Here is a 12739-nt window from a genome sequence, read left to right on the forward strand (position 1 = left end):
ATGCCCGTCGATTACGACGTGCTCTTTGACTCTCAATTGCCGTCATTTACAGAGCAGTTGACGCCTCGTGAGCCCTGCCCGGCGACTCGCCGTCAGCTGCTCAAAATTTCCGATGCCGTGTCGCAGGTTCCGCGTGGCGCGCCGTTGCCCACGGCCCTGACCGGTCGGGGCGAGGCTCGCCGACGTCATGTCGACTGCGGCAACACCGTCAACGTCATCGGCCTGCTCGACCCGGCCTTCGGCAACAGCTGCTCCAACGGATCGGGCAACTGAGGCGACCGCCCCTCGAACAAGGGCCTCATGGGCCAGCACGGCTCCATGAACCACGGTGGCGACAGGGGCTACAGCGACGACATGGGCATGTGAAGGTAGCCCTCTGCTCCCCCACGAGATCCACGAGCTCGTCACGGGCAGAGACGTCATCCGTGTTGTCCTCACTCAAGCCCTCCATGGCCTCGAACAGTCAGACCCTTTTGAGGCCATGGAGGCGTGCCCACGTCCCTGTCATAGGCGAGGGTTCGTCGTGAGTATGCAACTACCTCTTGTGGTCAGCCCCGTTCTGAAGCACATCCGTCAGGCTGCCTCGGAGAGTTCACACGGACGACGACAGCACCCATCGCCCACTGGACAGCTGCGACCACCTCGTCATCCGAGGCTTCCAGCAGGTCTCCGTACCGGTCGACGGTCGTGGCAATCGACTCGCGCCCGAGACGCGTCCGAATGACGGGCACCGGAACCCTGCCGGCGATCAGCCAGGACGCGTGAGCATGGCGGAGTTCGTGAGTTCTTGGACGCTTCGTCAGACCGGCGGCGTCGGCAGCGCCCAAGGCAGGCTTCCACCGGTGGGCGTGGACGACGCCTGAGTGCCACGCCCCGCCCTCCGGTGCAGTGAGGACCAGGTCCGTGGGCTGCTTGCCCTTGCACAGGCGCTGGAAGAGCTCGACCTGCTCAGGTGTGAGGACCAGAGTGCGGCGGGACTTCTTGGTCTTGGGGCACACCGAGGAAGGTCCCGCCCTCGCCACGTCGTTTCCAAGCGCGCTGCACACGGGGAGCGGGCCGCTTCGAGACGAAGGTGAAGTCCCGCGGTTGCAGCGCGGTCGCTTCACCCCACCTCAGGCCAGTGCTCACAAGGGCAACGATGATGTCGACCGCGTCGACGCGCACCCGCGCTTTCAGCAGCGCGTACTCCTCGGGCTCCAGGAAGCCCTCGTCGTCCTCGGTGTCGCTGGCTTTGGGCAGTCGCGTGTGCGCGCACGGATTGGAGTCACTCAGGGCCGGAACAGCATCAACAGCCGACTGCACGATGCTGTGGAGCAGGCCATGCAGGTTGGCGATCGTCCCTTGCCCCACCCCGGGGACCACGCACGTCCGCGACCATTGACGAGGTGGCGAAAGCGCTCCGCCTGCGTCTCATCGTCGAACGTCTCGCGGCACCAGTCGCCCGTCCGGGAGCCGCCACTACGCCGAACGACTGTGTACGAGGGGTGTCCGGTCTTCCTGGGGTTCGTCTTGATCGAAGCCATGGAGGAGAGCGCACGGCTCCACGGTGTGGCGTTCGCGTGGCGAACACCCCATCACGCTACCGTGAGATGTGGCGTTTCCTCTGGCCACATCGTTTTTGCTGAGGTGGGGCGGGTGGGACTCGAACCCACGGCCGACGGATTATGAGTCCGCTGCTCTAACCGGCTGAGCTACCGCCCCGTTTCGGCGTGGCGCGTACATGTGTGCGCGCCGTCTGCCGCAGCATAGCCGCTCATACGATCTCCTGCTCCGGATGGTCGGCCTTGCTCGGGGTAGAGGACTCCGCGCGCCCGCGTACGGTTCCACCTGGCGAACAAGACGACACGAAAAGACCCCCGGGAGTTCCCGGGGGTCTTGTCAGTCAGCTCTCCCGACTGGACTCGAACCAGTAACCTGCCGGTTAACAGCCGGCTGCTCTGCCAATTGAGCTACAGGAGATCGAGCTCCCCCGACTGGACTCGAACCAGTAACCTGCCGATTAACAGTCGGCTGCTCTGCCAATTGAGCTACAGGGGAATGTCTCGTGCATCGAACGCACCTACCTTGGCACTCGCCAGGGGGCGTGCGCTCGCTGCGACACATACATTAGCGCAAGCAGGGGGGTGCTCCGCCAATCGGTTCCCCCGGTGATCACAAGGGAAGGGTGGCAGCCATGCGCTACCGGCTCACATTCATCGCCGGTCTGGCCCTGGGGTACGTGCTCGGGACCCGGGCCGGACGCGAGCGATACGAGCAGCTGAAGAAGTCCGCCCGCGAGTTCACGCAGAACCCTGCCGTCCGGAACACGGCGGAGTCGGCGGCGCAGCAGACGCGTCACTTCGCGGGCAAGGCGCTGCACACGGTGAGCGTGAAGGTCGAGAGCCGGGTCCCCGACTCGGTGGCCGGCCGGGTGCGCTCGCTGCGGGAGCGCGGCCAGGGCGGCGACGGTTTCGAGGACGACTGGGGCACCAGCAACACCTGAGCCCCGCGGTCCTGGCGAAAGCGGGTCCTCGGCCCGGCCCCGGCCCGCGGGACGGGGCCGCCGCGGAGTACGGCAGAATTCAGTCATGGGGATAGTCGCCGGGCTGGACAGTTCGCCCGATTTCACTCGGATCGTGGTCTGTGACGCGGACTCCGGTGCCGTGCTCAAGCAGGGCTATGCCCCGCACCCGCTCGAATCCGGCGAGGGCGGTGGCCGTCCCGCCGATGTCGATCCACAGGCGTGGCTCCTCTCGCTCGGCGAGGCCGCGGGCGGCGGGCTGCTCGAAGGCGTGCAGGCCATCGGGGTCTCCGCACAGCAGAACGCGCTGGTGCCGCTCGACTCGCAGGGCAACACCGTGCGGCCCGCGATGCCCGGGGGCGACAGGCGGACGCAGGCCGCGGCCGCGGATCTCATCGACCGGCTCGGCGGGCGTGAGGCGTGGGCGCAGGCCGTCGGGTGTGTGCCGCAGGCCATGCATCCGGTGACGAAACTGCGGTGGCTGGCGAAGAACGAGCCGGAGGCCGCACAGCGGGTCGCGCTCGTGCTCCAGGCCCACGACTGGCTGGTGTGGCAGCTCCTCGGCCGGCCCTCGCGACGGACCACCGACCGGGGCGGGGCCTCGGGCACCGGCTACTGGTCGGCGGCGAGCGGCTCGTACCGTCCTGACCTGGTCGAGCTGGCGCTCGGGCACCAGACGATGCTGCCGGAGGTGCTCGGTCCGGGGGACGCGGCGGGCACCACTCCGGAGGGGCTGATCATCTCGGCCGGTACGGGCGAGACGATGGCCGCGGCGTTCGGGCTCGGGGTGCGCCAGGGCGACGCCGTGGTCTCGCTCGGCGCCTCGGGGTCGATCATGGCGGTGCACCACGAAGCCCTGGTCGATCCGTCCGGGATGATCACCTCGCTCGCCGACGCGACCGGCATGCATCTGCCCGTCGTCCATACGCTCAATGCGGTTCGCACCCTTCGCGGTACGGCCGACATGCTCGGGCTCTCCGGGATCGAGGAGCTGTCCGACCTGGCGATGAAGTCGACTCCCGGGTCGCACGGCCTGGTCATGCTGCCGTATCTGGAGGGCGAGAAGACGCCGAATCTGCCGCACACCGCGGGCACCCTGAGCGGGCTGCGGCGGGAGTCGATGAAGCCGGAGCATCTCGCGCGGGCCGCGTTCGAGGGCATGCTGTGCGGGCTCGGGGACGCCATGGACGTACTGCGCGCGCGGGGAGTCGAGGTGCGGCGGATTTTCCTGCTCGGGGCGGCGGCCGAGCTGCCGGCGGTGCAGGCCGCGGCGCCGATGCTGTTCGGGACACAGGTCGTGGTGCCGCAACCCGCGGACTACGCGGCGCTCGGTGCGGCGCGGCAGGCCGCCTGGGCGCTGAACGGGCAGTTGCCGCAGTGGCAGGGCGCGGCGGCGCAGGTTCTGGAGCCGGGCGAGGAGCTGCCCGTCGGGCAGGCGGTGCGGCAGCAGTTCACCGCCGTACGGGAGCAGACCCACCCCGGAGCGTTCGATTCCGTGGGGGCGTGACCGTTTCATCCCGCTCCACGTGGGTTTCTTGGCGGGCTCTTGGCTAAATCGGTTGAGGTAACGCGGGTGGAGTGTCGGACGATGGGGGTCGTGCACCACTGACCCCTCATGACGGCCGACTTCGAGAGACCGAGCGTGCTCATACGACTCCTGCGGACCTACCTCGGTCCGTACAAGAAACCCATCGGCGTGCTGGTGCTGCTGCAGTTCCTGCAGACCTGCGCCTCGCTCTATCTGCCCACCCTCAACGCGGACATCATTGACAACGGTGTCGTGAAGGGGGACACGGGCTACATCCTGACTTCCGGCGCCATCATGATCGCGATCACCGTGATCCAGATGGTCTGCAACATCGGCGCCGTGTTCTACGGCGCCCGCACCGCGTCCGCGCTCGGACGGGACGTCCGGGCCTCCGTGTTCGACCGCGTGCAGTCCTTCTCGGCGCGCGAGATGGGCCAGTTCGGGGCGCCGTCCCTGATAACCCGCACGACGAACGACGTGCAGCAGGTCCAGATGCTCACGCTCATGACGTTCACGCTGATGGTGTCGGCGCCGATCATGTGCGTCGGCGGCATCGTCATGGCGCTGGGCCAGGACGTGCCCCTGTCGGGCGTGCTGCTCGCCGTGGTCCCGGTCCTCGGGATCAGCGTCAGCCTGATCGTGCGCCGCCTGCGGCCGCTGTTCCGCACCATGCAGGTGCGGCTCGACACGGTGAACCGGGTGCTGCGCGAGCAGATCACCGGCAACCGCGTCATCCGCGCCTTCGTGCGCGACGACTACGAGAAGGAGCGCTTCCGCGAGGCCAACGCCGATCTGACCGAGGTCTCCCTCGGCACCGGCAAGCTCCTCGCGCTGATGTTCCCGATCGTCATGACCGTGGTCAACATCTCGTCGATCGCCGTCGTCTGGTTCGGCGCGCACCGCATCGACAGCGGCGGCATGCAGATCGGCGCGCTCACCGCGTTCCTCGCCTATCTGATGCAGATCGTGATGAGCGTCATGATGGCCACCTTCATGTTCATGATGGTGCCGCGCGCCGAGGTCTGCGCCGAGCGCATCCAGGAGGTCCTGGCCACCGAGTCCAGCGTCGTGCCGCCGTCCTCGCCGGTGCGGGAACTGCGCAGCCACGGCCACCTGGAGATCCGGGACGCGGGCTTCCGCTACCCGGGCGCGGAGGAGCCCGTACTCAAGGCCATCCAGGTAACCGCGCGCCCCGGCGAGACGACCGCCGTCATCGGCTCGACCGGCAGCGGCAAGTCCACCCTTCTCGGCCTGGTGCCGCGCCTGTTCGACGCGACCGACGGCGAGGTCCTGGTGAACGGCGTCGACGTGCGCACCATCGAGCCGGCGCTCCTTGCCAGGACCGTCGGGCTCGTGCCGCAGAAGCCGTACCTCTTCGCGGGGACGGTCGCGACGAATCTGCGGTACGGCAATCCGGACGCGACCGACGAAGAGCTGTGGCAGGCCCTGGAGGTGGCGCAGGCCAAGGACTTCGTGGAGAAGCTGGAGAACGGGCTCGACTCCCCGATCTCGCAGGGCGGCACCAATGTGTCCGGTGGTCAGCGCCAGCGGCTCGCGATCGCACGGACGCTGGTACAGCGGCCCGAGATCTATCTCTTCGACGACTCGTTCTCCGCGCTCGACTACGCGACGGACGCCGCGCTGCGGGCCGCGCTGGGTCACGAGACGTCCGAGGCGACCGTGGTGATCGTGGCCCAGCGGGTCTCCACCATCCGCGACGCGGACCGCATCGTGGTCCTCGACGAGGGCCATGTCGTGGGCATGGGCACCCATCACGAGCTGATGGACGGCAATGAGACGTACCGGGAGATCGTTCTCTCCCAGCTGACGGAAGCGGAGGCGGCCTGATGGCGGGGCCAGGCGGGCGGATGATGGCCGGGGGCGGCCCCGACCAGCGTTCGATGGACTTCAAGGGCTCGGGCAAGCGGCTCATCAGGCAGTTCAAGCCCGAGAAGACGACGATGTACGCGATGGTCGCGTGTGTCGTCCTGAGTGTGGGCCTGTCGGTGGTGGGCCCGAAGATCCTGGGCCGGGCGACCGACCTGGTCTTCGCGGGCATCATCGGGCGTCAGATGCCCGCCGGGAGCAGCAAGGCGCAGGTCATCGAGGGGATGCGGGCCAAGGGTGACTCCGGGGTCGCCGACATGCTCTCCGGGATCGACTTCACGCCCGGGCAGGGCATCGACTTCGGGGCCGTGGGCTCCGTGCTCGGGATCGCCCTGTGTACGTTCCTGGGGGCCGGGCTGCTGATGGCCGTGGCGACGCGGCTGTCCAACCGGGCGCTCAACAAGACCGTCTTCCGGATGCGCGCGGACATCCAGGCGAAGCTGTCACGTCTTCCGCTGTCGTACTTCGACAAGCGGCAGCGCGGTGAGGTCCTCAGCCGCGCCACGAACGACATCGACAACATCGGGCAGACGCTCCAGCAGACGATGGGCCAGCTCATCAACTCGCTGCTCACCATCATCGGCGTGCTGGTAATGATGTTCTGGATCTCGCCGCTGCTCGCGCTCGTGGCGCTGGTGACGGTGCCGCTGTCGTTCCTGATCGCGACGCGGGTCGGCAAGCGGTCGCAGCCGCAGTTCGTGCAGCAGTGGAAGACCACCGGCAAGCTGAACGCGCACATCGAGGAGATGTACACCGGCCACAGCCTGGTGAAGGTCTTCGGGCGTCAGGAGGAGTCTGCGAAGGCGTTCGCCGAGCAGAACGACGCGCTCTACGAGGCCGGGTTCAAGGCGCAGTTCAACAGCGGGATGATGCAGCCGCTGATGTTCTTCGTGTCGAACCTGAACTATGTGCTGGTCGCCGTGGTGGGTGGCCTGCGGGTCGCCTCGGGTTCGCTGTCGATCGGTGACGTCCAGGCGTTCATCCAGTACTCGCGGCAGTTCTCCATGCCGCTGACGCAGGTCGCCTCGATGGCGAACCTGGTGCAGTCGGGCGTCGCCTCGGCCGAGCGGATCTTCGAACTGCTCGACGCGGACGAGCAGGAGGCCGACCCGGTGCCGGGCGAGAAGCCCGATCTGCTGCGCGGGCTCGTCGAGTTCGAGAACGTGTCCTTCCGCTACGAGCAGGACAAGCCGCTCATCGAGGACCTGTCGCTCGCCGTGGAGCCGGGGCACACCGTCGCCATCGTCGGCCCGACGGGCGCCGGCAAGACGACGCTGGTCAATCTGCTGCTCCGCTTCTACGAGGTCACCGGCGGGCGCATCACCCTCGACGGGGTCGACGTGGCGAAGATGTCGCGCGACGAACTCCGTTCCGGGATCGGCATGGTGCTCCAGGACACGTGGCTGTTCGGCGGCACGATCGCGGACAACATCGCGTACGGCGCGGCGAAGGACGTCACCCGGGAGCAGATCGAGGAGGCGGCGCGGGCCGCCCACGCGGACCGGTTCATCCGGACGCTGCCCGAGGGCTACGACACCGTAATCGACGACGAGGGGTCGGGGGTCAGCGCCGGTGAGAAGCAGCTCATCACCATCGCGCGCGCGTTCCTCTCGGACCCGGTGATACTCGTCCTCGACGAGGCGACGAGCTCCGTCGACACCCGTACCGAGGTGCTCATCCAGAAGGCCATGGCGCGGCTCGCGCACGGGCGGACCAGCTTCGTCATCGCCCACCGGCTGTCCACGATCCGCGACGCCGACACCATCCTGGTGATGGAGAACGGGGACATCGTGGAGCAGGGCACGCACGGGGCGCTGCGCGCTGCCGGTGGGGCGTACGAGCGGCTGTACAACGCCCAGTTCGCGCAGGCTGTTGCCGAGGTGGACTAGGCGCGTCATGGGGGGCGGGGTTCTGTGTGCGGGTCGTTCGTGGCTTGTTTGCGCAGTTCCCCGCGCCCCTTACGGGGCGCTCTTCGTCGCGCCCACGCCGCGGAGCCGCACATGTCACAGCCCCGCGCCCCCCATCAGTCCAGATAGCCCCGCAGTTGGTCGGCGAACGCGTGGTCGCGCAGCTTGTTGAGGGTCTTGGACTCGATCTGGCGGATGCGTTCCCGGGTCACCCCGAATATGCGGCCGATCTCCTCCAGTGTGCGGGGGCGGCCGTCTGCCAGGCCGTAGCGGAGCTGGACCACCTTGCGTTCGCGTTCGCCGAGGGTGGAGAGGACCACCTCCAGGTGTTCGCGCAGGAGGAGGAACGCGGCCGACTCGACGGGGGACGTCGCGTCGCCGTCCTCGATCAGGTCGCCCAGCGCGACGTCGTCCTCCTCGCCCACGGGCGCGTGCAGCGACACCGGTTCCTGGGCCAGGCGCAGGACTTCGCTGACCCGCTCCGGCGGCAGTTCGAGGTGGGCGGCGACCTCTTCGGGCGTGGGTTCGTAGCCGCGTTCCTGAAGCATGCGGCGCTGGACGCGCACGACCCGGTTGATCAGCTCGACGACGTGCACCGGGACGCGGATCGTTCGGGCCTGGTCGGCGAGGGCGCGTGACATGGCCTGCCGGATCCACCAGGTCGCGTACGTCGAGAACTTGTAGCCGCGGGCGTAGTCGAACTTCTCGACCGCCCTGATCAGGCCGAGGTTTCCCTCCTGGACCAGGTCCAGCATGGTCAGGCCGCGGCCCACGTAGCGCTTGGCGACCGAGACGACGAGGCGCAGGTTGGCCTCGATGAGGCGGCGCTTGGCCATCCGGCCCATCACGACGAGTTTGTCGAGGTCGATGGCGAGCTGGGAGTCCGGGTCGGGGGTGCCCGTCAGTTTCTCCTCGGCGAAGAGACCGGCCTCGACCCTGCGGGCCAGATCGACCTCCTCCGCGGCCGTGAGCAGCGGGATCCGTCCGATCTCGCGCAGGTACTGGCGGAACAGGTCCGAGGAGGGACCGCCGGTGTCGGTGCGGCCGCGCGAGGGCGGGGGCTCGGGAGTCTCGGCGTCCACGGTGTCGAGCAGGAGGGCGACGGGCGGGCGGGGGCCGGCTTCCCTCGGTTCCGGATCCGAATCCGACTCCGGCTCGGGCAGCTCGGTCGTATCGGCCGGTTGTGGGGTGTCGGCGGGATCGCCGGGCGGGTCGGAGTCCGGATGGTTCTCCGGTCCCCGCTGCTGGGGGACGGCCGGGAGTGCCTCCCCTTCCGTGTCCGGCGCGGGGGCGCCCTGGGCGCTCTGACGCGCGGCACCGGTCTGGCTGAGGGTCTGGGTCTGCACGGGGGCGACCTCCAAGGTGATCGCTGCTGAGGCGTGCGGCAGGGGTACACCGGGATCGGCGACGGCGGCCACACCGCTGTCCGTCCCGTACGCGTTAGGCGGAACCGCGGGGGTGTCGGACCCGTTGTCGGGGTTCCGGCCGCGCTCCGAGGACTCAGGCACCGGACCCAGTGTGCTGTACGACACAACGCCGCCACGAGGGGCGTGCGGTGACTTTTTGAGTCCGGTGCGTGACCGTTCGGTTACCGTGCACGACGCCTGCCCCGCGGGGCGGGACGAAACCGGCCGGGCCGACCTCGTCCCGGGCCGTCGGGGGCGCAGCGGTCAGAGCGCCTGCGCGCCGAGGTCCTGCAGTGCCCTGTCGTAGCGCTGGAGGACCATCAGCTCCTCCTGGACGGCGGACAGGCGCGCCGGTTCGCTGTGCGTGCCCAGCCGGGTCAGGGAGCCCTGTACGTCCCGGATGCGCCGGTCGACGGCGCGGCGGCGCACGGCGACGAGCTGCTGGCCCGCATAGACCTCGTCGACGGATCTGCGCAGGATGGCCTCGACGGCGAGCTCGGTGACCATGGCGCGCACCGCGTCGTCGGGGGCCGCCTCCCGTACCCGTACGAGATATGCCTGCGGGTCCTGGGTGCCGAGGTCGGCGCCGCCCGCCTCGATGATCGCCTCGCGCACCGCGGCGTACGGGGCGGCGGTGAACTCGTCCACGCCGTACGCGTCGAAGGCCGGGGAGACCAACTCGGGCCGCTGGAGGGCGAGTTTGAGCAGCTCGCGCTCGGTGGCGTACACGGGGTTGCGCAGAGTGAGGGCGGGGCCCGCGGCGGACGCGCGGGTGGCCGCGGCCTCGTAGGGCTGCTGCGGGCGGGCCGGGGCGGGGCCGCGGCCGCCACGGTCACGGGCCCAGCGGGCGAGCTGCGAGACGCGCTTGACGACGAACTGGGTGTCGAGGATGCCGAGCATGCCGGCGAGCTGGACGGCGACCTCGTGCTGCGCGCCGCTGTTCTTGATCCGGGCGACAACGGGGGCTGCCTCGTCGAGCGCGGCTGCGCGGCCTGCGGGGGTCTCCAGGTCGTAGCGGGAGACGATGTGGCGCAGGGCGAACTCGAAGAGGGGGGTGCGGGGTTCGACCAGGTCGGCGACCGCCTCGTCGCCCTTGGCCAGGCGCAGGTCGCAGGGGTCCATGCCGTCGGGGGCGACGGCGATGTACGTCTCGGCGGCGAACTTCTGGTCGTCCTCGAAGGCGCGCAGGGCGGCCTTCTGGCCCGCCGAGTCGCCGTCGAAGGTGAAGATCACGCGGGCGCTGCCGTTGTCCATGAGGAGGCGGCGAAGGATCTTGATGTGGTCGCCGCCGAAGGCGGTGCCGCAGGTCGCGATGGCGGTCGTGATGCCGGCCAGGTGGCAGGCCATGACGTCCGTGTAGCCCTCGACGACGACCGCTCGGCTCGACTTGGCGATCTCTTTCTTGGCGAGGTCGATGCCGTAGAGGACCTGGGACTTCCGGTAGATCGGCGTCTCGGGCGTGTTCAGGTACTTCGGGCCGTTGTCGTCCTCGCGCAGGCGGCGGGCGCCGAAGCCGACGACCTCGCCGCCGATGTCGCGGATGGGCCACATGAGGCGGCCGCGGAAGCGGTCGATGGGCCCGCGGCGGCCCTCCTGGGAGATCCCGGAGGTGATGAGTTCCTTGTCGGTGAAGCCCTTGCCGCGCAGGAAGCGCGTGAGGTGGTCCCAGCCGGCCGGGCTGTAGCCGACGCCGAAGTGCGCGGCGGCCGCCTGGTCGAAGCCGCGCTCGGCGAGGAACTTGCGGCCGATCTCCGCCTCGGCGCTCTCCAGCTGGTCCATGTAGAACTGGGCGGCGACCTTGTGCGCCTCGACCAGGCGGATGCGCTCACCGCGCTGGTGCGAGGGGTTGTAGCCGCCCTCCTCGTACCGCAGGGTGATGCCCGCCTGGCCGGCGAGGCGCTCGACGACCTCGGAGAAGGAGAGGTGGTCGACCTTCATCACGAACGTGATGGTGTCGCCGCCCTCCTGGCAGCCGAAGCAATGGAAGAGGCCCTTGCTGGGGCTGACCTGGAAGGACGGCGACTTTTCGTCGTGGAAGGGGCACAGGCCCTTCAGGTTCCCGCCGCCCGCGTTGCGCAGTTGCAGGTACTCGGACACCACGGCGTCGATCGGGACCGCGTCCCGGACCGCCTTCACGTCCTCGTCATTGATCCTGCCTGCCACGCAAGGATTCTACGGCGACCCGCCGACACTCACGTCACCCGTCCTCCCCCTCGAGGAGCGCAGTGAGCGAGACGGACGGATCCGACAGGCGTTCCGCCCCGGGCCTGACCCCGGCGCGGATGAGGGCCTGGATGGTTTCCGTGACGTCCCACACGTTCACGTTCATCCCGGCGAGCACCCGCCCGTCCTTGAGCCAGAACGCGATGAACTGCCGCTTGCCCGCGTCCCCGCGGATGACGACCTGGTCGTACGAGCCCGGGGGCGCCCAGCCCGAGTACTCGAGGCCGACGTCGTACTGGTCGGAGAAGAAGTACGGCACACGGTCGTACGTCACCTCCTGGCCCAGCATGGCGCGGGCGGCCGCCGGGCCGCCGTTGAGCGCGTTGGCCCAGTGCTCGACGCGCAGCCGGGTCCCGAAGAGGGGGTGCTGCACGGCCGCCACGTCACCGGCCGCGTAGATGTCCGGGTCGGAGGTGCGCAGCGAGGCGTCCACGGCGATGCCGCCGCCGTGCGACCGGTCGACGAGTTCGATCCCGGCGGACTCGGCGAGCGAGGTGCGCGGGGCGGCACCGATCGCGGCGAGCACGTCGTGGGCCGGGTGCTCGTCGCCGTCGTCGGTGAGGGCGGCGAGGACCATGCCGTCCTGGCCGGTGATGCCGGTGAGGCGGGTCCCGAAGTGGAAGCGGACGCCGTGCTCGGCGTGCAGGTCGGCGAAGATCTGGCCGATCTCTGGGCCGAGCACCGCGTGCAGCGGGGTCGCCTCGGGCTCGACGACGGTGACCTCGGCGCCGTACTCGCGGGCCGCCGCGGCGACCTCCAGGCCGATCCAGCCCGCTCCCGCGATCACGATGTGGCCGTTGTCCCGGCCGAGGGAGGCGAGGACGCCCTTGAGGCGCTCCGCGTGGGCGAGGCGGCGCAGGTGGTGCACGCCGGCGAGCTCGGTACCCGGGATGTCCATGCGGCGCGGCTCCGCGCCGGTGACCAGGAGCAGCTTGTCGTAGTGGACGACCGTGCCGTCGCCCAGCCGGACGTTCTTCACGGCCGGGTCGACCGCGACGACGGTCTGGCCGAGGTGCAGCTCGATGTCGTTCTGTGCGTACCAGGCCGGTTCGTGGACGAAGACGCTGTCCCGTTCCTCCTTGCCCTGGAGATAGCCCTTGGACAGGGGTGGGCGTTCGTACGGATGATCTCCCTCGTCCCCGATGAGGATCACTCTGCCGTTGAAGCCCTCGGAGCGCAGCGTCTCGGCCGCTTTCGCTCCGGCGAGCCCGCCTCCGACAATGACGAACGTCTGATCCGCGTCGACCACGTGATGCCTCCTCTTTGCCATGGCGCCATATGCGAGCGT

10 protein-coding genes and 3 tRNA genes are annotated in these 12739 nt (G+C 69.3%); 5 read left to right on the plus strand and 8 right to left on the minus strand.

What is annotated here, in order from left to right; genetic code table 11:
* Window positions 1–273 (plus strand): chaplin, encoded by a 273-nt coding sequence (locus ACWFR4_RS03765; RefSeq protein WP_383005256.1) that lies wholly within the window; start codon window positions 1–3, stop codon window positions 271–273.
* A 275-nt stretch (window positions 274–548) separates the two neighbouring features.
* Here the strand turns inward: ACWFR4_RS03765 and ACWFR4_RS03770 are convergent, their stop codons facing one another.
* The 5 genes from ACWFR4_RS03770 to ACWFR4_RS03790 all read right to left on the minus strand — a co-directional run bounded on the left by ACWFR4_RS03770 (window position 549) and on the right by ACWFR4_RS03790 (window position 2037).
* Entirely contained in the window at window positions 549–1046 is a 498-nt protein-coding gene (locus ACWFR4_RS03770) for a tyrosine-type recombinase/integrase (RefSeq protein WP_453458009.1), read from the minus strand.
* Window positions 949–1350: a hypothetical protein gene (locus ACWFR4_RS03775; RefSeq protein ID WP_355685758.1), complete on the minus strand. Its 402-nt coding sequence runs from the start codon at window positions 1348–1350 to the stop codon at window positions 949–951. The genes ACWFR4_RS03770 and ACWFR4_RS03775 overlap by 98 nt, the downstream gene beginning before the upstream one ends.
* A gap of 277 nt (window positions 1351–1627) precedes the next feature.
* Window positions 1628–1701: transfer RNA gene (locus ACWFR4_RS03780), tRNA-Ile, on the minus strand.
* Between the two features lie 185 nt (window positions 1702–1886).
* Window positions 1887–1959, minus strand: a tRNA-Asn gene (locus ACWFR4_RS03785).
* Between the two features lie 5 nt (window positions 1960–1964).
* Window positions 1965–2037 (minus strand) — tRNA-Asn (locus ACWFR4_RS03790).
* A 136-nt stretch (window positions 2038–2173) separates the two neighbouring features.
* On the opposite strand from ACWFR4_RS03790, the gene ACWFR4_RS03795 reads away from it, so the two are divergent.
* The 4 genes from ACWFR4_RS03795 to ACWFR4_RS03810 all read left to right on the plus strand — a co-directional run bounded on the left by ACWFR4_RS03795 (window position 2174) and on the right by ACWFR4_RS03810 (window position 7804).
* A complete protein-coding gene (locus ACWFR4_RS03795) occupies window positions 2174–2482 on the plus strand; it encodes a YtxH domain-containing protein (protein ID WP_453458012.1) in 309 nt (102 codons plus the stop codon).
* 85 nt (window positions 2483–2567) lie between these two features.
* Window positions 2568–4007 (plus strand): xylulokinase, encoded by a 1440-nt coding sequence (locus tag ACWFR4_RS03800; RefSeq protein ID WP_453458014.1) that lies wholly within the window; start codon window positions 2568–2570, stop codon window positions 4005–4007.
* Between the two features lie 135 nt (window positions 4008–4142).
* Window positions 4143–5876 (plus strand): ABC transporter ATP-binding protein, encoded by a 1734-nt coding sequence (locus ACWFR4_RS03805; protein WP_453650579.1) that lies wholly within the window; start codon window positions 4143–4145, stop codon window positions 5874–5876.
* Entirely contained in the window at window positions 5876–7804 is a 1929-nt protein-coding gene (locus ACWFR4_RS03810; protein ID WP_453458019.1) for an ABC transporter ATP-binding protein, read from the plus strand. Before ACWFR4_RS03805 ends, ACWFR4_RS03810 begins: the two co-directional genes overlap by 1 nt.
* Before the next feature lie 134 nt (window positions 7805–7938).
* Here ACWFR4_RS03810 and ACWFR4_RS03815 read toward each other — a convergent pair whose 3' ends face one another.
* The 3 genes from ACWFR4_RS03815 to ACWFR4_RS03825 form a co-directional block, all read right to left on the minus strand.
* Window positions 7939–9330, minus strand: a complete 1392-nt coding sequence (locus ACWFR4_RS03815) for a sigma-70 family RNA polymerase sigma factor (RefSeq protein ID WP_453650581.1) — start codon at window positions 9328–9330, stop codon at window positions 7939–7941.
* A gap of 162 nt (window positions 9331–9492) precedes the next feature.
* Window positions 9493–11391 carry a DNA primase gene (gene dnaG / locus ACWFR4_RS03820; protein WP_453458025.1) on the minus strand — a complete coding sequence of 633 codons (1899 nt, stop codon included), beginning with the start codon at window positions 11389–11391 and terminating at the stop codon, window positions 9493–9495.
* 34 nt (window positions 11392–11425) lie between these two features.
* A complete protein-coding gene (locus ACWFR4_RS03825) occupies window positions 11426–12700 on the minus strand; it encodes an NAD(P)/FAD-dependent oxidoreductase (protein WP_453458027.1) in 1275 nt (424 codons plus the stop codon).
* Between the last annotated feature and the right edge of the window lie 39 nt (window positions 12701–12739).

This window comes from Streptomyces sp. NPDC055140 (assembly GCF_053607285.1).